The sequence below is a fragment of the Pseudoalteromonas sp. NCIMB 1079 genome (assembly GCF_040567695.1).
In the GTDB taxonomy this organism is placed as follows: Bacteria; Pseudomonadota; Gammaproteobacteria; order Enterobacterales; family Alteromonadaceae; genus Pseudoalteromonas; species Pseudoalteromonas distincta.
Genome location: NZ_JBEWZA010000001.1, coordinates 2,233,155 through 2,254,036, shown reverse-complemented (window position 1 = coordinate 2,254,036; position 20,882 = coordinate 2,233,155). Strand labels below are relative to the sequence as shown.

Genomic DNA, 20,882 nt, shown 5'->3' with positions numbered 1-20,882 from the left:
TGGCTAAAAACACAGCAAACAGAGCGCTTTAAGGTGCAAATGACCGTTTTATACTTGCACCTTATTTACTAAGCCCTTAGAGTGTTAAAAAAGAAGTAAAAGGTTATTAAAAATGCAACAACAAGAAAAAAAGCCGTTAACAGCAAAAGAACAAGTTATAACTGATGAGCAAAGAATGCAGTGGCAACGCGAATGTTTTCAAACAGCGCAAAAGCATCTAGCTGAAAAGGGTATTATGCCAAAATCAGTAGTTGATAAAGACAGTCGATTTTTAGCACCACTTTGTGCAATGTGGAAATTTAAAGCACAGAACGGTAAAACATATTGGGTAATAACAGGGCGGTTACCTACAGATCATGCTGAGGTTAGTGCGGCAACAGATGCACGCGATGCAATGCGTTATTTTTCTTTGCAGTGGCAATTAAAAGCGGATCAAATTATGAGTACAGGCGCGCGTGATAAAACGCAGGTAGATTTTGCTAACTTACTTATAAATAGAGCACATGGCTTGTATGAAATGTATGATAATGAACCGCTGTGGGCAAATGAGTCAAAGTAGCTACAGTTTGGGTTAAGTAACAATGTAGAGGGTGATAGCTTATTTATTGCCCTTTTCTTTATCTAGTGCACAAGTGTAAAGGGAGTTGTATTAAACGCCGAAACAGAGCATTGCATACGTTGCCTAGGAATTCCCGCCTCCATAAATACATTTCCTTGCTGAATAAAGCCATTGCGCTTAAAACGCTCTACTTCATTTAAAATACAATTAATGCTTACTTCTTCAATACCTTGGTTTGAGGCTAATTCGACAATAAAGTTGAGAAGAGATGTATATACTTTGCGATTACGGTGCTCGGGTAATACAGCTATTCTGCCAATTAAGCCATCTGTACACAGCCGACCTGTTGCAATAGGGCAGTTTGCATCGTCTGTAACAAGTACATGTAATGCAATTTTATCTAGGCTATCAAACTCTATGTGTTTGGGGATATGTAACTCGTAAACAAAAACTCGCTCTCGAATTTTTTGTAGCATATCTTTTTTTATATCCCATTCAACCTTATCAACCAGATAGCCCATAGCAAACCCCTATTGATAGCCAATTAAAATGAGTAAGCAATCACAGCAAAATTATTTAAGCCAATATCAGGTGAAAATTAAAATTTTTAACTAACCTGTATACATAATATTTTACGCTGCAAAATGCTCACCATTATTAATATAATTGGTATTATTACTCGTGGTCTATATTAAACCAAAGCCCCTCATTAACAAGTGTAGTAAAAGTTTGAGTAAAAACTAAACTTGGGTTTGTTAAATTTAATGCTGAACTTTCAAATTCAGTATTATCGGTAAGTAGTTTTACCGCAGCTAAGTCGGTTAGCGGCATGGCGTAATTTTCGCCATTTACACTTAGTAAAACTTCTGTATCGAGTTGCTGATAAATAGCGCGTGTGCCACCTAAGCGTTCAAACACTGTTTCTTCATCACTTAAATCATCGCTTATTTGCTCTGACGTAAATGGAGGCTCTACTGGCGCTAAATCCATTTCATGTTTGGGCTGACTAAGTGTTGAGCCTAACCATTGTTTAAATAAATCGTCATTTTCTAAAAGTGCTGCCATCAGTGTTTTAACTTTATCAACTTCAAGGTTTGTAAGTTCACCTTTTGATTTTCTGAGCGTGATGTTGTGATCGGTATAACGTTTTTGGCCGCTTTCGGTATCAATAATATGATCGGCAAAGCTTGATAATAAATCTTGTTGATTTGGCGCTCTAAAACCAACTGAATAATTTAGTGCGTTTTCTACAGCGTAACCTTCGTGAGGGCACCCTGGTGGAATATATAAAATATCGCCAGGCTCTAATATGCAATCGATTACGGCTTCAAATGCTTCTACTTGCAGTAATTTTTTGTTTTGAGCAAACTGCTTAAGTGTTGGATCGGGCAGGCCTACGCGCCAATGACGTTTACCTTCGCCTTGAATAATAAATACGTCATATTGGTCTAAATGTGGGCCAACACCACCATTAGGCGTTGAATAGCTGATCATTAAATCATCTATGCGCCAGTTTGGAATAAACCTAAATGGCTCTAGTAGTTGTGCAGCTTCGCTATGCCAGTGATCAACTGCTTGCACGAGCAATGTAGAATGATCGTCTGTTAATTTCTCAAAGTCTTCAAATGGACCTTGGTGCGTTTGCCAATCATTTTTATGATTGGTGATAATACGCGACTCTATGCTTTCTTCCATTGCGAGACCGGCAAGTTCATTAGCATCAAGCGGGTCTTGAAAATCAGCAAAACCTTGTTTGATTAAAAGCGGTTTTTTTTGCCAAAAATGGCTTAAAAACTCTTGCTCAGACAAATTATTTATTTTTAATTGATACATACATTATGCCTACTAGTTAGTGCAATGGGGTTAAAACAAAAAAAGCGAAAGGATGATCCTTTCGCTTTTTAAAAGAGCAATTTAGTTTTTAAACTAAATCATCAATAAACTCAACAGCACGACCAATGTAATTAGCAGGTGTTAGTTTTTTCATTTCTACTTTAGCGTGCTCTGGAAGGTCAAGACCATCGATAAAGTCAGCCATTATTTCTTGATTTACACGTTTACCGCGTGTTAAATCTTTAAGTTTTTCGTATGGCTTTTCAATACCATATTTACGCATAACTGTTTGAATCGGCTCGGCTAGTAATTCCCAGTTTTGATCAAGCTCGTCTGCTAAACGTTGCTCGTTTACTTCAAGCTTGCTCACACCTTTGAGTGTTGATTGGTATGCAATGATCGCATAGCCCATACCTACACCTAAGTTACGTAATACCGTTGAATCGGTAAGGTCACGTTGCCAACGAGAAACTGGTAATTTTTGTGCAAGGTGAGCAAAAATAGCGTTTGCTAAACCTAAGTTACCTTCTGAGTTTTCAAAATCAATTGGGTTAACTTTATGCGGCATTGTAGATGAGCCAATTTCGCCCGCAATTGTTTTTTGCTTAAAGTGATTAAGTGCGATGTAACCCCACATGTCACGGTCAAAATCGAGCAAAATAGTGTTAAAGCGTGCAATTGCGTCAAACAACTCTGCAATATAGTCATGCGGTTCAATTTGTGTAGTAAATGGGTTAAGTGTTAAACCTAAGCTTGATACAAATTTATCTGCGTGAGTATGCCAGTCGTAATCTGGGTATGCGCTAAGGTGAGCGTTGTAGTTACCAACAGCACCGTTAACTTTACCAAGCATTTCTACTTGTGCAATTTGGTCGCGTTGACGCTTTAAACGCATGTATACGTTAGCAAACTCTTTACCCATCGTTGATGGTGTAGCTGGTTGCCCGTGCGTACGAGTCATCATTGGGATTGCTTTGTACTCAATCGCTTTTTCTTTAATTGCGCTTAAAAGTTCATCGCAATAAGGAAGTAAAACCTTGTTACGTGCTTCGCTAAGCATTAAACCATGAGATAGATTGTTAATATCTTCTGAAGTACAAGCAAAGTGAATAAATTCATTGATTGCATGAAGCTCACTGTTATCGGCTACTTTTTCTTTTAATAAGTATTCAACCGCTTTAACATCGTGGTTTGTAGTGCGTTCAATATCTTTAACGCGCTGTGCATCAGCTTCACTGAAGTTATCTACAATGGCGTTTAGAAGTGCATTTGCTTGTTCGCTAAATGCAGGTACTTCTTTTATATCGCTTGCTGCAGCTAACGCTTGCAACCAACGCACTTCAACAATTACGCGGTATTTAATTAAGCCAAATTCGCTGAAAATACTGCGTAGTTCAGTGGTTTTGCTGCCGTAGCGACCATCCACCGGAGAGATAGCCGTTAACGCTGAAAGCTCCATAATAACTCCTAAATTTTAGTTTGAACGATAGTTAAATTTTTGTTTTAGCAATGGCGAGTATTTTTCTTTTTGAAAAGAAAAAGTGACGGCGTTTACCGCCCATTTGTCGCCATAATACTGCACTTCTAACACCGGCTAGTAATAGGGCACGGATTTTATTTTGAGTGAGCTGCTGTTTTAATAACTCGGGTTTACCATAAACCTGTATTCGGTGCCCAAGGGGGCTCAGCACCGACGAGTATATATCTGCTAAACCGGCAACAACGCTCTCGTCGGTAATAGCAAAATGATCTAAACGACGATGAATATCATCAATTCGTTTGCCTAATTCGTTTAAGCTCTTGTCGTTTGCATTGAGTGCACGCTCAAGCTGCATTAAACCACCTACGTACTTTACTATTTCAACATCTTTTTGAGCGCCTGCAGTAAGTTGCGCCATTAATGTTTTATAGCCATCACGCAGGTTATCTGTACCTTGATAAACGTCCTCTGGGGATTCAGGAGATGTTTGAATAATACTTGAAAGTAAGATTTCTAAATCGTGTTCGTTGTTGCTGCCGTATTGAGCAATTTTTTGAACTTGTTTAGCAACCTGGCACATGGCGGCAAGCGCCATGACTTGGTATTCATTCATTACTTAATCACCGAGTCAATAATACCACCACCTAAACACACATCTTCTGCATAAAATACAGCAGATTGACCTGGCGTAACTGCTTTTTGTGGTTCGTCGAATAATACACGAGCCATGCCGTCTTCACCTACAAGTAGGGTACAGCTTAAGTCTTCTTGGCGGTAACGTGTTTTAACTGTGCAGCGAGTGGTACCTTTAGGGCCAACGCGGTCTACCCAATGTAATTGGTTTGCATTAAGACCATTACTGTATAGGCGAGGGTGATCTTTACCTTGACCAACAACAAGTACGTTACGTTCTAAATCTTTATCAACTACGTACCATGGTTCGCCAGAACCTTCCTTCATACCACCAATTAACAAGCCTTTGCGTTGTCCAAGCGTGTGGTACATTAAGCCTTCGTGCTCGCCTACGTTGTTACCGTCAGTGTCTTCGATAACGCCAGGTTGCGCTGGTAAAAACTTTTGTAAAAAATCTTTAAATTTACGCTCACCGATAAAGCAAATTCCGGTGCTGTCTTTTTTATCGTGCGTGATTAGGTCTTGTTCTTCTGCTATGCGGCGTACTTCTGGTTTTTCGATATCACCTACAGGGAATAACGTTTGGCCAATATGTTCATGGCTTAGGGTATATAAGAAGTAGCTTTGATCTTTATTATTATCAAGTCCGCGACACATTACGTATTTGTCATCGCGAAGTTCACGGCGAACGTAGTGTCCAGTTGCAATAAAGTCAGCACCGAGTGCTTGAGCCGCAAATTCTAAAAAGGCTTTAAATTTAATTTCTTTATTACACATTATATCTGGGTTTGGTGTACGGCCGGCTTTATACTCTGCTAAAAAGTATTCGAATACATTATCCCAGTATTCAGCAGCAAAGTTTACTGTGTGAAGCTCAATACCTAATTTGTCGCACACGGCTTGTGCATCTTTTAAGTCATCAGCGGCGGCACAGTATTCATCATTGTCGTCTTCTTCCCAGTTCTTCATAAACAGGCCTTCTACTTTGTAGCCCTGTTGTTGTAATAAATATGCAGATACAGAAGAATCAACACCGCCGGACATGCCAACAATGACTTTAATGTGACTATTTTCGCTCATGAATAATTTCGCTTATACAGATTGCTGTTAACTTGGAAAGGCCGCGATTATAGCATGTATTTTGTTTGTGCTTAAAGAGCGTAGGGCGGCAAAGGACATAATTTGTCACTATTTTATTTGTATAACAAATAGCAAAGTAACCTTACGAAGTATTGTATAAATTTATTTATCGATTTTTTGATGAAAAATGATACTTTCAAATTCCTCAAAATACATAAACTAGGGATTAGTGGAGGAAACTATAATTTAGTCATCGTAAATTGTATCTAATCTCAAAGCCTTTTTGCTTAAGCTATCTTCAACACACTTGAGCACTAAAGGGCTCCTAAGCGGTAATGATTTTATTTGCTCTAATGTATGCCAGTTAGCGCTGATAATGTCAGAATCTATTGGTATTGGTGTTTTTATATTATTAGGCGCTTCAAATAAAAAGCAGAATCGCAAATAGTGCACTGCGTTATCGGCATGCAAATTATACACACCTAAAAAGCCAATAGGTTCAAGCGCTAAGCCTGTTTCTTCAAGTAGCTCTCTGCTTGCAGCTTGTGCAAGCGTCTCATTTTTCTCTAAATGACCCGCAGGTTGATTGTAACAAATTTGCTTTGTAAATTTATCGCGCTCTTTTACAAGTAAAAACTCATTTTGCTTTTTTACTATTGCTGCAACCGTAACATGCGGTTTATGCATCAACTACGCCCTTAATTACTTTGTATTCACCACAATTAATATCATCCAACGTATAGTTACCAATGCTATAGCGAATGAGGCGAAGAGTAGGGTGGCCAATATGCGCGGTCATTCGACGAACTTGTCTGTTTCTACCTTCATTAATGGTAATACTTAGCCAAGTGGTAGGGATTGCTTTTCGCTCGCGTACAGGGGGATTACGCGCCCAAATTGTTGGCTCATCAATTACTTTAACGTTAGCGGGGAGTGTAAGCCCGTCTTTAAGTTCTACGCCATTACATAAATCATTAATTGATTCACTCGTTGGTTCACCCTCAACTTGTGCCCAGTAGGTTTTATTCGTTTTTTTATCAGGAGCAGTTAAGGTGTTTTGTAGTTTCCCACAGTTTGTTAAAAGCAATAAACCTTCACTGTCTCTGTCTAACCTTCCTGCTGCGTAAACTTCTTTAATAGGGATAAATTCTGCAAGCGTTTTTCTGTCTGCGTCATCTGTAAATTGGCATAGCACATCAAACGGCTTGTTGAATAACACAATTTTTCTGTCTTTAGATGCTATTTGCAGCTTTATTCCTCTTTTACCAGATGGCGTTTTGTTAAGTGCACTGCGTGAATAAGTACGCCCAGTACTTCTTTTTGGCTTGGCTTGTGTTGCTTGATTATTGCCTGATTTAGCTCTCATTATATGCACCTAGCTGGTTTTGGTAATCCGGCAATTTTTGTTGCTTGCTTGGCTGGGCCTTTAGGAAATAATTTATATAAATAAAGGCTATTTCCTTTATCTTCACCGAGTGCTTTAGCCATTGCTTTTACAAGCATTCTAATCGCTGGACTGGTGTTATATTCAATGTAAAAATCACGAACAAAGTTAATAACTTCCCAGTGCTGCTCACTAAGTGTGATGTTTTCTTGAGTAGCAATTATAGGCGCCAGCTCCTTTGACCATAAAGTATGGTCGAGCAAGTAGCCTTGTTTGTCGGTTTCAATCTGTTGGTTGTTAAATTCAAGCATGAGTTACCACGTAATTGATTGATTAGTTGATAAAGTGAGTGCCACAAAGTCTTCATAGCTAATTGCTTTATCGTTATCTGCTAATTTTATTGCACGTACTTGCGCGTCTTGTTCAAGTATTAACAGTGTATCTGCAAATTGTCTAAATTGTTTTTTTGCAAAGCAGGCATCACCAACAAGTAGTACCTTATCGCCTGATAAAATTAAGTTCTCTAGCTGATTTGCCGAGTAATAGTTAAGCGGCTTTGAAAATATATGTAACGTACTCATAGGTTCACCACATGTTGCTGCGCTTTAATTAGTGTTTGTTGTTGACTAAAGTTAAGAGCTTTTGCTTCTATGAGTAAATCATGTTTATTTAAACCATAATCAAGCAATGATTTTTCACACACGAAAATGTTTTCAACATCATATATTTCGAGTGTTTTAATATTTTTAAAAAAGTCTTTTAAGCCAATATTGTTTGGTTGTTGATGCTTTTTTAAAGCTAAAACGGCGGGGCCGCTAAACAACCAACTTACATTTTGATCAACAGCAGCAAATATCAATGTCATATCAAGTGCATCACGAATATTTAAATCGTCAAATGGGCTGCACTGACTCATTACTAATACGTTTATCATTTAAATTGCACCCATTTATCTGCGTCGCTTGCAAGCATTGCAAATTCAGCTAACCCTGCGACTTTAAATACACCTGTGTTTTTAATATCTAACCCGCGCTTTTGCGCGGCGGTAACACACAGCATTAAATTTAGTTTTTGATCAGCGAGTTGCTGCCAAAGTGCTGAAATTTGAAGCTCGTCTGAGGATAAATCAAAGTGGGTAGATGCATGATAAATACCTTGCTGGTATAAAAAAATAGCACCAATGGTGTGCCCTTGGGCTAAACATGCATTCGCAAATTTAACTATGCGTTGTGTGGTATCGTGATCGGATGGTGGTGTATGTAATGAAAGAACAAAGCGTGCCAAAACAATTCCAATAAAAAAGCCCCAATAAAGGGGCTATTTTAACAGAACTATTTAATTAGTCATCACTTGCGCCAAGTAGAGCAAGTAAAGAAGTAAATAAGTTATATACGCTTAGGTAAAGTGACACAGTTGCGCGAATATAATTTGTTTCGCCACCGTTAATAATACGGCTGGTATCAAATAAAATTAAACCAGACATAATTAATACTACAGCAGCATTAAGTACCATAAACATCAGTGAACTACCGATGAAAATATTAACAATGCTTGCCACAATAACTACGATTAAACCAACCGTTAAAAAGCCACCCATGAATGAGAAGTCTTTTTTAGTATTTAGTGCATAAGCCGATAAACCAAAAAATATCAGCGCGGTAGAGCCCAGCGCTTGCATAATTAGCATTGGGCCATTAGGTAATGCAGCATAATGGTTAAGCAATGGACCTAAGCCTGCCCCCATTAAACCTGTGAAAGCAAAAACCCAAAATACACCAGATGCTGTATCTGCTTTTTTATTTACAACAAATAATAAACCGAACGAAACGAGTGTAAACACAATTCCCATAAAGTAAGGTAATTGTAGTGCCATTGAAATACCGGCTGTAACTGCACTAAATGCAAGTGTCATAGCTAGTAAAAAGTAGGTGTTTTTAAGTACCTTGTTTGTTTCAATGGTAGACATTACCGGTTTCGCGGTATTGTACGATTGATTAAACGCCATTGTAGAGCTCCTTTAAGTGAAACGTGTGTGTTTCGATAATTTAACTAAAATTAGATTACCAACTCTTATATGTTTGGGCAAACCTTTGTAGATCAATAGAGTTAAATATTTAAATAAAAGTATATTGATGGCTAAATTAAAAACATTTTGTTTTAACTTTAAACAAATCAATTGTTTTTTAGGCACTTAAACAATTAATTTAAAAAAAAGCTTCACAAAAGGGATGGGTTTCCCTATTATGCAGGCCGTGCGGAGAGATGGCAGAGTGGTCGAATGCACCGGTCTTGAAAACCGGCATGGGTTTGTAGCCCATCTAGGGTTCAAATCCCTATCTCTCCACCACTTATTTAATAAGTGAGTGGTAATTAAAATATCATTCATTTAAATAGTTATAAGTACACTCTTACTTTTAGCTTAGCAGTATCGGAGAGATGGCAGAGTGGTCGAATGCACCGGTCTTGAAAACCGGCATGGGTTTATAGCCCATCTAGGGTTCAAATCCCTATCTCTCCACCATATAACAGAATAGCCCGCTAATTTAGCGGGCTTTTTTGTGTTTGTAACACAATTAGTACACTTATACAAACCCGCAATAATACTTAATCATTTTGCGGGGCTAGACGTGTCGCTCCATGCGTTAAAAAATTCTCATTTTGAACAACTAAATAGCGAATTTATTGCCTAGCTATCAACACGTTTTTCCGCCCTCAAAATAGATCACTTAATTAAGCGAATTGGTATAAAACTACAATAATGGCAGCGCACGCAAAATTTAAAGGACTAAATAATAACAAGATAACAAAATTAGAGGAACAAACAGCGATGTTGAGCAAAAGGGTGGCAGTGCTTGAGGAAATAGTAACATCTAGCCATTTTGAGTTATCAAATAAAATAGCTAAGTTATAAGCATTTTGATAAGTGTGACCCAAACTTATGAGCCTATTAATAAAGTAATAGGCTCATACTGCAATAAGGTTTATTTTTAATCATAAATTACGACCATAGTCTCTGTTTCTAACCTTTAGATCTTGGTGCATGCTTTATACATAGAATTTAGATTTGTGTATTAAGGATTTTAAATGAAACATCAGCTAGCAAAAAGCGTAGGGCTTTCGTTATTATCGCCTGTTATTGTAGGCAGTTTACTTGGTGTTTATTACTCACTTACGCTTGAAGGCGAGTTTGTATCAATATTTCTTACCTTATTAATGACTGCTATATCAAATGCACACATAGTAGGCTTAACAATGGCTGCTTTTGTTGTGCCTGGGTATTTACTCATGTTTAAGTATTCTAAAGTTAATTATTCAGGGGTATTAACTCTTGGACTACTAGGCGGAGCGATATTTAGTTACTTATTAAGTGCCACAACAGGGGAGATATTTTTGATCAATAGTGTAATGTCAGCATTCGCTGCTGGGCTGTTTTTGTTTGGTCTTCGTAAAACGGCAAAAAAATAATCGCAGCATTATTAACCAAGCGCACTGATAAACGGTGTGATTTCCTTTTTTTTACCTCCAAAAGGTTCCAATTTTTCACGACAAAGAGTACCTTTAGCTACTGTATGTTTAATAAGAAGTAGTTTGGTATGCAAAAGCACGATTTTTACCAGTCATTAGTTAAGCAAACTGAATCGCTGATAGCTGGTGAATCCAATGTAATTGCCAATATGGCAAACATAAGCGCGCTGTTATTTACCTCTTTAGAGGATGTGAATTGGGCGGGCTTTTACTTTATGGATTCTCCTACTGAATTAGTACTTGGTCCGTTTCAAGGTAACCCTGCATGCATTCGTATTCCAGTAGGAAAGGGTGTATGCGGAACTGCTGCGGCAACCGAAGAAACACAATTAATTGAAGATGTTCACGCTTTTGACGGCCACATAGCCTGTGATGCAGCGTCTAATTCTGAAGTAGTTGTACCTATCATGAAACATGGTAAAGTATTTGCTGTACTAGACATTGATAGTCCGAGTATTGGTCGATTTGATGCTGACGATAAAGTCGGTCTAGAAGCATTAGTAAAATGCTTAGAGGCGAGCTTGTAATGAAAGATTTGCTAAATGTTCAAGACTACCTATTTGCTGTACAAGATGTTGGCGATTGGGAAGGCGAAGAAGAACATGTAGCGGAAACGCTCAATGATTTGATTCATATTGCATGGGATCGTCTTCCAGATGATTCAGAATGTGAATTTATTGATGAAACGATAAATGGTATTTGGGAACACCTTCGAGGTGATATGGCTGTTATAGAAGCCGATTTCGAAGAGTTGGTCGACTGGGTAACACACTACGTCGATTCGTCCCTTGATGAAAAGATGTGAAAAATAGGTTCTAAAATGGAAACCACAAACAAGCTAAAAGATATTAATGAAGTGTTGGAATTTTTATATCAAGAATTCCCACAATGTTTTAAACAAAAAGATGGCATCAAGCCGCTTAAAGTAGGTATTTTTAAAGATATTGCTGAGCGTATTGAAGGGTCTGAAAAAGTAAGTAAGACTCAAGTTCGTCAAGCGCTTAGAAAATACACGTCTAACTGGCGTTATTTAGAAGCTGTGACCAAGTCAGAGTTTCGTATTGATCTTGATGGTAATCAAGGTGAAAAAGTTGAGCAAGAGCATATCGACCATGCACAAAAAGCATTGGAAGAAAGCCGCGCTAAAATGGCTAAACGCAAAAAACAACAGCGTCCTCGCCAAGATTCAGATTCTAAATCTTTCAAGAAAAAACCAGCTCATGCTAGCAAACCGGGCGATAAAAACGCTCCTGCAGCTAACAAACCTGCTAAAGCAGCGCCGGCTAAGCGTTCAGGAAAAATTGAACCTTTGCCAGCAACTGAGGTCAAGGTTAATAATAAGGTTAAGGTTAAACTTGGCCAAGCACTTGTAAATGCAGTAATAACTGAAGTGAACAAAGATGATGTTCATGTTGAGTTAGTAACAGGTATGCAAGTTAAAACCAAAGCTGACAGCTTATACATTGTTTAAGTTGTAAATAAATTAAGGAGTTGTGTATGAGTAAAAAGTTTACGCTCATTCCGTTAGTTGCTGCCCTGTTTTCAGGTTCATTATTTGCTGCTGTAGAAGCCGTCACTATTGACGATTTACCCCAGCTCAAGCAAGAGAGTCAACATGGTACTGCTAGCAAACGAGTGGCTAGCTTATTTGCTCGTTCACACTATACACCGGTTCGATTTAACGATGAGCTTTCTAGTAAAGTGTACGATCGTTATATCGAATCCCTTGATTTTAATAAAAGCGTTTTCTTAGCCAGCGATATCGCCTCATTTGAGCAATATCGTGATGACTTTGATAACGCTATTACTACCGGTAAATTAGACTTTACGTTTGATATTTTTAACTTAAGTCTTAAACGCCGTTTTGAACGTTACGAGTATTCACTTACTCTGCTTGAAAAAGAGATGACGTTTGATAAAGAAGATGAATACTTTTTTGACCGTGAAGATTCAGCATGGCCTGCGTCACAAGCTGAGCTTGATGAAATTTGGCGTGAGCGTGTAAAGTACGACGCACTGCGTTTAAAAATGACGGGTAAAGATTGGGAAGGCATTAAAGAAGTGCTGACTAAACGCTATAAAAATGCAGAAAAACGTTTAGTACAATCTAATTCAGAAGATGCTTTTCAAATTGTTATGAATTCGCTAGCACGTAGTATTGAGGCGCATACGTCTTATTTATCGCCACGTCGTGCAGAGCAATTCAAAATGGATATGGATTTAGAGCTTGAGGGCATTGGTGCCGTACTAAGCCCTGATGAAGACTACACTGTTATTCGTAGTTTAGTGCCTGGTGGTCCTGCGGATAAAACAGATCAGATCAAAGCTGATGATCGCATTATCGGTGTTGCCCAAGATGGCGAAGAATTTGTAGATGTAATTGGCTGGCGTTTAGATGACGTAGTTGATTTAATTAAAGGTCCTAAAGGGACTAAAGTACGTTTGCAGTATTTAAAGGGTGTTGACGCTCATGGTGCGCCTAAAGTTGTTGAAATCACGCGTGATAAAATCCGACTTGAAGATAGAGCGGCTAAATCAGAAGTATTTGAAGCAAAGTACTCTGATTTAACAAGCAAAGTAGGCGTGATTGAAATTCCTGGCTTTTACAATAACCTTTCGAAAGATGTAAAAGTTGAGTTAGCCAAACTTAAAGAAGAAAAGGTAGATGGTATCATCATCGACTTACGCCAAAATGGTGGTGGTTCTTTATACGAAGCAACACAACTGTCAGGCTTGTTTTTTGACCAAGGCCCGGTTGTTCAAATTCATACTTTAAATAATCGTATTGAAGAGCAAAAAGATCGTGATGGCATTACTTATTACGACGGTCCATTAACTGTATTAGTAGACCGCTACAGTGCATCTGCCTCTGAAATATTTGCAGCTGCAATGCAAGACTATGGCCGTGCAGTTATTATAGGTGAGCAAACGTTTGGTAAAGGTACTGTACAGCAGCACAAAGGCTTAGGCCGCGCTTACGACCTATACGATAATGCGCTGGGTAGCGTACAATATACAATTGCTAAGTTCTACCGTATTAACGGTGGTAGTACGCAACATAAAGGTGTTATTCCTGATATTTCGTTTCCATCTGCAATCGATCCTGCACAGTGGGGCGAAAGTAAGCAAGATAATGCACTTCCATGGGATAGCATCGTTAAAGCGAAATACAAAAAACTAGGTAATTTAACACCTATTATTACGTACCTAGAGAAACAGCACGAAGTACGAATTAAATCAGAGCCAGAATTTGGTTATGTATTTAGCGATATTACTTTATATAACGAAGAGAAAGACCGTAAAACTATCTCTTTAGTTGAAGCAGACCGCATTAAAGAAAAGGACGAAGGTGAAGCACGTGCACTTGTACGTACTAACGAACGTCTTAAGCGCTTAGGTAAAGAGCCGGTAGAAAACTTAGACGATTTACCACAAGTAATTGAAGAGCTTGACCCATTTTTGGAAGAAGCTGCATTAATTACTCAAGATTATATTAATTATGGTCGTATAGCTAAGAAGTAACAACTGGTTTTACCTCTATAAAAAAGGCGCTTTAGCGCCTTTTTTACTACCTAAAATTTACTAAATTGTTATAATCTCTGATTACATAAAGTTGAGCTAGATCAATCATGCTCAATTAATGCGCTTTACGTGCTAAAAATAATAATTAAACACACAGCAAGTGTGCAGGAGTCTCTACTTTGAAGTTATTGGATGATAAACCAATCAAGCCCGCCTCGTTTTTTGATGCATTAATTCCTATCACTGTATTAATTTGTTTGCTTGGTGCAGCCGTATACTTATTTGGTGATAACTCTTCTTCAGGTCCTAACCAAATTGCACTTTTATTTGCTACTTTTGCAGCAGCATTAATAGGTCTAAAAAATGGCTACAATTGGAAAAAACTAGAAGATGCGATGATTGAAGGGATCACCTTGTCGTTAGGTGCTATCTTAATTTTACTTATGGTAGGTGCGTTAATAGGCACTTGGTTGCTTTCGGGCACAGTACCTACGCTAATTTACTATGGCTTACAGGTTATTAATCCGAGTTGGTTTTATGCAGCGAGTTGTTTAATTTGTGGCATTGTAGCAATGAGCATTGGTAGTTCGTGGACCACAGCGGCTACAATAGGTGTGGCTTTATTAGGCGTTGCTACAGGCTTAGGGTTAGAGCAAACAGTAACGGCTGGTGCGGTTATATCGGGCGCGTATTTTGGCGATAAGCTTAGTCCACTATCAGAGACTACTAATTTAGCGCCTGCGGTTGTGGGGGCAGATTTATTTGAACATATTCAGCATATGCTATGGACTACAGTACCGAGCTTTGTAATTGCCTTAATAATCTTTATATTTATGGGGTTTAACGCGACTGCATCGAGTGAAGCAGGGCGTATTGATGAAATTACTGCTATTTTGCAGCAAAACTTTAATATTGGTTTAGAAATGCTAGTGCCTTTAATTGTACTTTTGGTACTTGCGATACGCAAAATGCCAGCGTTTCCTGCTATATCGATAGGCGCGGTACTTGGCGCTGTGTGGGCTGTGTTGTTTCAATCTGATTTAATTGCCAGCCAAATAGACATAAGCCAAGGCCAGCTAATAGGCTACTTTAAATTAATTTGGACCACTTTTTTTGATGGTTTTAGTATAAGCACAGGTGATGATAAAATGAACTCGCTGCTTAGTGGTGGCGGTATGTCAGGAATGCTTACAACTACGTGGTTGATTATGACTGCACTGATGTTTGGTGCCATCATGGAAAAAACGGGTCTTCTGGACATTTTTGTTAAAAGCATACTTAAAATAGCTAAAAGTACGGGGTCGTTAATTGCGGCGACAATAGCTACGTGTATAGGAACTAACGTAATAGCGGCCGATCAATATATAGCGATTGTTGTACCTGGACGTATGTTTAAAGATGAATACGAAAAACGTGGTTTGAAGCCTGTTAACTTATCTCGTACATTGGAAGATGGCGGTACAATTACTAGCCCACTAATTCCATGGAATACGTGTGGCGCATACATGCAAAGCGTTTTACTTATAAACCCTTTTGATTATGCACTCTACGCTTTCTTTAACTTAATTAACCCTGTTTTAGCGGTTGTTTATGCCTACTTAGGCATTAAAATTTTACGTATTAAGCCAAAACAATCTGCCTAATTTTAAGCAGCTCCTTTTAACTTAAAAGGAGCTGCTTTGGAGTATCTATGACTGAATCAAGTAAACCTCAAGCACAATACCTTAAAGACTATAAAGCTCCTGACTTTCTAATTGACCACACAGAGCTAACATTTGACTTACAGCCTTTATCAACCAAAGTAAGCTCTTTACTAACACTTACCCGAGTTGGTGATAAAAAAGCACCTTTAGTGCTTGATGGTATTGATTTGCGTTTACTGTCTTTATCTGTTGATACAGTTGATATAACCGATTATGAAATTGTTGGTGAGCAGCTAATAATTAATAACCTACCGGATAGTTGCCAATTAAGTATTGTGACCGAGATATCACCTGAGACGAATACTTCTTTAGAAGGTTTATATTTATCGGGCGGTGCGTATTGCACACAGTGCGAAGCGCAGGGGTTTAGAAAAATCACTTATTACATGGATCGCCCTGATGTACTTGCCACGTTTGATGTAACTATTATTGCAGATAAAAAATACCCGCAATTACTTTCTAACGGTAATCAAGTCGATAGCGGTGAAACACAAGATGGTCGTCATTTTGTAAAATGGCAAGACCCATTCAAAAAGCCAAGTTATTTGTTCGCACTTGTAGCAGGCGATTTTGATGTTTTAAAAGATACCTACATAACTAAAAGCGGCAGAGATGTAGAATTAGCATTGTTTGTTGATAAAGGTAATTTATCTAAAACACCCCATGCTATTGCTTCACTTAAAAAAGCAATGCAGTGGGATGAAGAACGTTTTAATTTAGAGTATGACCTTGATATTTATATGATTGTAGCTGTTGATTTTTTCAACATGGGTGCGATGGAGAATAAAGGGCTGAATGTATTTAACAGTAAATGCGTATTAGCCAATCAAGAAACAGCTACAGACAAAGACTATCATACGATTGAATCCATTGTAGGGCATGAGTACTTTCATAACTGGACTGGTAATCGAGTTACTTGCAGAGATTGGTTTCAGTTATCGCTAAAAGAAGGCTTAACGGTATTTAGAGATCAAGAGTTTAGTAGTGACTTAGGTTCACGGGCTTTGAATAGAATTGATGCAGTAAAAGTAATGCGCACTCACCAGTTTAGCGAAGATGCAGGCCCTATGGCTCACCCAATTCGCCCTGAAAAAGTTATCGAAATGAATAACTTTTATACAGTAACTGTATACGATAAAGGTGCTGAAGTTATCCGTATGATGCACACATTACTGGGTGAAACTAACTTTCAAAAAGGCATGACGCTTTACTTTGAGCGCCATGATGGGCAAGCAGTTACATGTGATGACTTTGTCAGTGCGATGAGCGATGCATCAGGCGTTAATTTAGAGCAATTTAAGCAATGGTACAGCCAGTCAGGTACACCGCGTTTAAATTCAATACAACATTTTGATAGTGTTTCAAATACGTATACATTAACAATAGAGCAAAAAGCACCGGCTAATCAGCCAGATAATAAACCGCTTCATATTCCATTTGCTATTGAATTACTTGATGCGAATGGGGAAAGTATAGCTCTGCAATATAAAGGTAAAAAGCTAGATCATGTACTTGATGTAACAAGTACGACTCAAACATTTAGCTTTGATAATATTTTAGAGAAGCCCGTTGCGGTTTTACTGGAAGATTTTTCTGCGCCTTGTATTTTAAATCAGCAAACAACAGAGCCCGAACTATTGCATATTATGCGTTTTGCACGTAGTGATTTTTCACGTTGGGATGCACAACAGCAGCTATTTATTAAAGCGATTAAATCTCAGATTACCGATACGACTAATAGCGAGTTAAGCAGCGAAATTATAAATGCGCTACGTGTACTTATAAACACAAAAGAGGGCGATTTAGCCTTAATTGCAGAGCTGTTTAAACTGCCAAGTTTTGATACATTAGCCGCTGAATTTGAAGTAATACTTGTTGATGAGATTATTGAAATAACAGAAAAGTTCGAGCAACAAATTGCTGACGAACTTGCTGATGAACTGCTTAGTTGTTACGAATCTCTTGAAGATGATGGCAGTATAAGTGCTAGCGCCGTTGCTAAGCGCGCTTTAAAACAAATATGCTTGCATTATTTGGCTAAAACTCAAAAGCCAGAGGCTGTAAGCTTTATTAAAGAAGCCGCAAGTTCTACTAATATGACCAATGTACTTGGTGCACTAAGCGCAGTGGTAAAAGCATCCCACCCTTTACAAGAAGAGCTTTTGAGTCATTTTGATAGTCAATGGCGCCATGATGTTTTAGTGATGGATAAGTGGTTTGCACTGCAAGCTATGCAATCAGGCAATAATGCTATAGACAATATTAAGGCACTTTACGAACATCCGTGTTTTGATTTTTCAAACCCGAATCGTGTACGTGCACTTGTAGGAAGCTTTAGTCACTTTAATACAGCACAATTCCATCGTTCAGACGCCCAAGGTTATACGTTGTTAGGTGACTTATTAATAAAACTTAATGCAATTAATCCACAAAATGCGTCTCGTATGTTAACACCGTTCATGTCATGGAAACGTTACGATGATGTTCGCTCTCAAGCAATGAAACTGCAATTACAACGCTTAGCTAATCTAGATGGGCTAAGTGCTGATTTGTATGAAAAGGTTGAAAAAGCGCTCGTATAAATGATTGAGTATTATTTTACCTTAAGATTGAGCTATAACGAGTGCATGGATTACTACCATGGCCGTTTTAGCTCTTTACAAGTTGTAGAAGATGGCGGGAAAACGGTACGTTTTTCTGCTAATCATTTAAGACCTTTTATTACCAGCCTAGGTATAAGAGGGCGTTTTAGAATATTATTAACCCCCGAAAATAAATTCATTCGTATTGAGCGCGTGGCTTAGCTCCCTGTTTTCATGTTATAAAAGCATAAAAATATTGTCTTTTTGTTAATTTCAATTTGTCCTATTGTTAAATAACGTGTATAAATTATCTGGTACGACGTCTTACCAATACGTAAGCGTCAACCAGAATAAGAAATATATGACAGATTGAATGCGACTATTTGTAATTTCAATGATTCGCTTCTATCGTTACGATGACACTAAAAACAATAACTTGATCACACAAAATGACCCGCGACAGGGGGGAACCAAAATGATAAGAAGATCGCTTTTTGTTAAAAATAAAATCGCTATAGGTTTAGCAGCCGCTAGTTTAGGTTTATCTGCAGCCAGTACTCAAGCTGTAACATTTGAAGCTGGGGGTTTTGATATTACCTTCGACTCAACCTTTTCATATGGGCAAAGCGTCCGTGTAGAAGACAGGGACTTTAACTTAATTGGTAAAAGTAATAATCCAGCTTTTGACTGGACAGGTTACAACCCTGCACTAAGTAACACTATTTACTCATCACAAGATGTATGGGCACAACCCGGCTCTTACTCAAACAATGGTGATGCGGGTAATTTAAATTTTGACAGTGGCGACTCATTCTCAAAACTATTGAAGGGAACACACGACCTTTCAATAAATAAAGATAATTATGGTTTGTTTACACGTTTTATGTACTTTTATGATTTTGCGTTGATGGATGGCGATCGCGCTTATTCAAACCCAACTTCTGGTGAAGGTGTTGACCCGTGTGACGATAAAGATACAAAAGAGCAAAGCTGTGCAGATATCCGTTTACTAGATGCATACGTTTGGGCTAATTTTGATTTAAACGACGGGAATAACCCATTATCAATTCGCTTAGGTCAGCAAGTAGTTAACTGGGGTGAAAGTACGCTTATATCTCATGGTATTAACGTAAACCCAGTTGATATTGACCGATTAAAAGCACCAGGCGCTGAGCTTAAAGAAGCATTTATACCTGTAGGTATGCTTTGGGCATCGCTTGGTATTACTGAAAATATTACGCTTGAAGGTTTCTACCAATATCAATGGCAAGAAACGCGTCTACCAGCAGCTGGCACGTATTTTTCTACTAATGACTTTGCTGCAGAAAATGGTTACCAACAAAATGTTCAGTTAGGCTTTACGTCTAATCCTGATATTGATGTTGCTTTTTTAACGGATAGTTTAAATAACTTAAAATCTGACTTTGCACTAGCAACAGCTGCTCAAGGAATTGATCCTTCAAGTGCCGAAGGGAGTGCTTTATTAACTCAAATGTACCTTGCATATCCAACTAAGGTCGCGCTTAAAGGTAAAGGAGATAATGGTAAAACAGAACCTGAAGATGGCGGTCAGTACGGTCTTCGTTTAGGGGTGTTTTTACCTGAGTTTAATGATACTGAAATTGCGTTATACCATGTGAACTACCACAGTCGTCGTCCGCTTATCTCTGGTCGCGTATCAAACTTTTCAAACGAAGCAATTGCGCAAGATTTAGCGATGATTATGACGACAGAAATTACCTCTGATAATGTTGCTGATTTAACTGCCTTTTCTAAAGCTGAAAACGACTACCCAGAAGATATTAAACTATACGGTTTGAGCTTTAACACCACTATTGGTGAAACAGCTTTTGCGGGTGAATTTGCTTTTCGTCAAGACGAGCCTCTGCAAATTGATGATGTTGAGCTTTTGTATGCAGCGATGCCTGAGCAATTAGCGGTTGCTGGTATCCGTCCTGATTTTGCGGGTATTTCACAAATGAGTTTAGGCGACGACATCAGTGTTGTAGGACCTGGTCAAGTTGCTCAAGGGTATATTGAACGTAATACATCACAATTACAGTTTACTGCAACACATTTATTTGGCCCTTCATTAGGGGCTGATAGTTGGGCTGTTGTTGGTGAAGTGGGTGCTGTAAAAATTCATAACATGCCTGAATACGACGAGATGCGTTTAAACGTATCGGGTACTGGGCGAAGTGGCGTTATTACTGGGCCTGGCACAACTGATTACACTACATTGCAACTTGGTCTTTCAAATGGTGCAGAGCAAAAATCATTTGCTACTGCATCTTCTTGGGGATATCGCTTAATTGCTAAAGGTGATTATTATGACCTTTACGATGGTATTAATTTCTCTCCTCGTTTTGTATTTTCTCATGACGTAAATGGTAATACACCAGATCCTATGTTCTTATTTATTGAAGACCGTAAATCTTTAGGTGCGACCATGAACTTTAACTACCAAAATGCGTGGTCACTTGACGTGAGCTACAACTCGTTTTGGGGCGGCGGCGATATTAATACTTTCTCAGATCGCGATTACGTTTCTTTTAACTTAAAATATTCTATTTAGGGGTAA

The 20,882-nt window shown here is 38.4% G+C and carries 22 protein-coding genes and 2 tRNA genes; 12 read left to right on the top strand and 12 right to left on the bottom strand.

The features are described from left to right. The first annotated feature begins 112 nt into the window (after positions 1-112). A complete protein-coding gene (locus tag ABX891_RS10420) occupies positions 113-559 on the top strand; it encodes a DUF4826 family protein (protein WP_165743163.1) in 447 nt (148 codons plus the stop codon). Between the two features lie 62 nt (positions 560-621). On the opposite strand, the gene ABX891_RS10415 is transcribed toward ABX891_RS10420, so the two are convergent. The 12 genes from ABX891_RS10415 to ABX891_RS10360 form a co-directional block, all read right to left on the bottom strand. Continuing rightward, entirely contained in the window at positions 622-1,080 is a 459-nt protein-coding gene (locus ABX891_RS10415; RefSeq protein WP_354629425.1) for a GNAT family N-acetyltransferase, read from the bottom strand. Between the two features lie 154 nt (positions 1,081-1,234). After that, the gene (locus ABX891_RS10410) at positions 1,235-2,392 is read right to left on the bottom strand and encodes a ribosomal protein uL16 3-hydroxylase (RefSeq protein WP_354629424.1); all 1,158 of its coding nucleotides are present in this window, start codon (positions 2,390-2,392) and stop codon (positions 1,235-1,237) included. Positions 2,393-2,480: 88 nt separating this feature from the next. Then, on the bottom strand, positions 2,481-3,851 hold the full coding sequence (gene purB, locus ABX891_RS10405) for an adenylosuccinate lyase (protein WP_002962710.1): 1,371 nt from the start codon (positions 3,849-3,851) through the stop codon (positions 2,481-2,483). 31 nt (positions 3,852-3,882) lie between these two features. Next, complete coding sequence (hflD, locus tag ABX891_RS10400; protein WP_024594681.1) at positions 3,883-4,485, bottom strand: high frequency lysogenization protein HflD; 603 nt, start codon at positions 4,483-4,485, stop codon at positions 3,883-3,885. Then, positions 4,485-5,585, bottom strand: coding sequence for a tRNA 2-thiouridine(34) synthase MnmA (gene mnmA / locus ABX891_RS10395; protein ID WP_354629423.1), 1,101 nt, complete (start codon positions 5,583-5,585; stop codon positions 4,485-4,487). The genes hflD and mnmA overlap by 1 nt, the downstream gene beginning before the upstream one ends. Before the next feature lie 246 nt (positions 5,586-5,831). Beyond that, positions 5,832-6,272 carry an NUDIX hydrolase gene (locus tag ABX891_RS10390; protein WP_354629422.1) on the bottom strand — a complete coding sequence of 147 codons (441 nt, stop codon included), beginning with the start codon at positions 6,270-6,272 and terminating at the stop codon, positions 5,832-5,834. Further along, on the bottom strand, positions 6,265-6,951 hold the full coding sequence (locus ABX891_RS10385; protein ID WP_354629421.1) for a pseudouridine synthase: 687 nt from the start codon (positions 6,949-6,951) through the stop codon (positions 6,265-6,267). The genes ABX891_RS10390 and ABX891_RS10385 overlap by 8 nt, the downstream gene beginning before the upstream one ends. Further along, a complete protein-coding gene (locus tag ABX891_RS10380) occupies positions 6,951-7,280 on the bottom strand; it encodes a TusE/DsrC/DsvC family sulfur relay protein (protein WP_002962700.1) in 330 nt (109 codons plus the stop codon). Before ABX891_RS10380 ends, ABX891_RS10385 begins: the two co-directional genes overlap by 1 nt. A gap of 3 nt (positions 7,281-7,283) precedes the next feature. Next, entirely contained in the window at positions 7,284-7,550 is a 267-nt protein-coding gene (locus ABX891_RS10375) for a DsrH/TusB family sulfur metabolism protein (RefSeq protein WP_008133664.1), read from the bottom strand. Continuing rightward, on the bottom strand, positions 7,547-7,903 hold the full coding sequence (gene tusC, locus ABX891_RS10370; RefSeq protein WP_002962696.1) for a sulfurtransferase complex subunit TusC: 357 nt from the start codon (positions 7,901-7,903) through the stop codon (positions 7,547-7,549). Before tusC ends, ABX891_RS10375 begins: the two co-directional genes overlap by 4 nt. Then, positions 7,900-8,253 carry a sulfurtransferase complex subunit TusD gene (tusD, locus tag ABX891_RS10365; protein ID WP_354629420.1) on the bottom strand — a complete coding sequence of 118 codons (354 nt, stop codon included), beginning with the start codon at positions 8,251-8,253 and terminating at the stop codon, positions 7,900-7,902. The genes tusC and tusD overlap by 4 nt, the downstream gene beginning before the upstream one ends. Before the next feature lie 55 nt (positions 8,254-8,308). After that, positions 8,309-8,974: a Bax inhibitor-1/YccA family protein gene (locus ABX891_RS10360; RefSeq protein WP_008133668.1), complete on the bottom strand. Its 666-nt coding sequence runs from the start codon at positions 8,972-8,974 to the stop codon at positions 8,309-8,311. A 251-nt stretch (positions 8,975-9,225) separates the two neighbouring features. Between ABX891_RS10360 and ABX891_RS10355 the strand changes: the two genes are divergently transcribed. From ABX891_RS10355 to ABX891_RS10305, 11 genes are all read left to right on the top strand, one after another. After that, a tRNA-Ser gene (locus ABX891_RS10355) sits at positions 9,226-9,316 on the top strand. 83 nt (positions 9,317-9,399) lie between these two features. Beyond that, positions 9,400-9,490, top strand: a tRNA-Ser gene (locus ABX891_RS10350). Between the two features lie 563 nt (positions 9,491-10,053). Continuing rightward, a complete protein-coding gene (locus tag ABX891_RS10345; protein ID WP_002961912.1) occupies positions 10,054-10,434 on the top strand; it encodes a hypothetical protein in 381 nt (126 codons plus the stop codon). 128 nt (positions 10,435-10,562) lie between these two features. After that, complete coding sequence (gene msrC / locus ABX891_RS10340) at positions 10,563-11,021, top strand: free L-methionine (R)-S-oxide reductase MsrC (RefSeq protein ID WP_182674352.1); 459 nt, start codon at positions 10,563-10,565, stop codon at positions 11,019-11,021. Next, positions 11,021-11,299 carry a hypothetical protein gene (locus tag ABX891_RS10335; RefSeq protein WP_002961910.1) on the top strand — a complete coding sequence of 93 codons (279 nt, stop codon included), beginning with the start codon at positions 11,021-11,023 and terminating at the stop codon, positions 11,297-11,299. Before msrC ends, ABX891_RS10335 begins: the two co-directional genes overlap by 1 nt. 15 nt (positions 11,300-11,314) lie before the next feature. Continuing rightward, positions 11,315-11,965, top strand: coding sequence for an RNA chaperone ProQ (proQ, locus tag ABX891_RS10330; RefSeq protein ID WP_002961909.1), 651 nt, complete (start codon positions 11,315-11,317; stop codon positions 11,963-11,965). Positions 11,966-11,991: 26 nt separating this feature from the next. Beyond that, positions 11,992-14,016 (top strand): carboxy terminal-processing peptidase, encoded by a 2,025-nt coding sequence (prc, locus tag ABX891_RS10325; RefSeq protein ID WP_309166203.1) that lies wholly within the window; start codon positions 11,992-11,994, stop codon positions 14,014-14,016. A gap of 179 nt (positions 14,017-14,195) precedes the next feature. Next, complete coding sequence (gene nhaC, locus ABX891_RS10320) at positions 14,196-15,659, top strand: Na+/H+ antiporter NhaC (protein ID WP_354629419.1); 1,464 nt, start codon at positions 14,196-14,198, stop codon at positions 15,657-15,659. A 47-nt stretch (positions 15,660-15,706) separates the two neighbouring features. Beyond that, a complete protein-coding gene (gene pepN, locus ABX891_RS10315) occupies positions 15,707-18,301 on the top strand; it encodes an aminopeptidase N (RefSeq protein ID WP_354629418.1) in 2,595 nt (864 codons plus the stop codon). Beyond that, on the top strand, positions 18,302-18,523 hold the full coding sequence (locus ABX891_RS10310; protein ID WP_033011738.1) for a DUF2835 family protein: 222 nt from the start codon (positions 18,302-18,304) through the stop codon (positions 18,521-18,523). Between the two features lie 253 nt (positions 18,524-18,776). Continuing rightward, positions 18,777-20,876 carry a DUF1302 domain-containing protein gene (locus ABX891_RS10305; RefSeq protein ID WP_309166194.1) on the top strand — a complete coding sequence of 700 codons (2,100 nt, stop codon included), beginning with the start codon at positions 18,777-18,779 and terminating at the stop codon, positions 20,874-20,876. Positions 20,877-20,882: the final 6 nt, after the last annotated feature.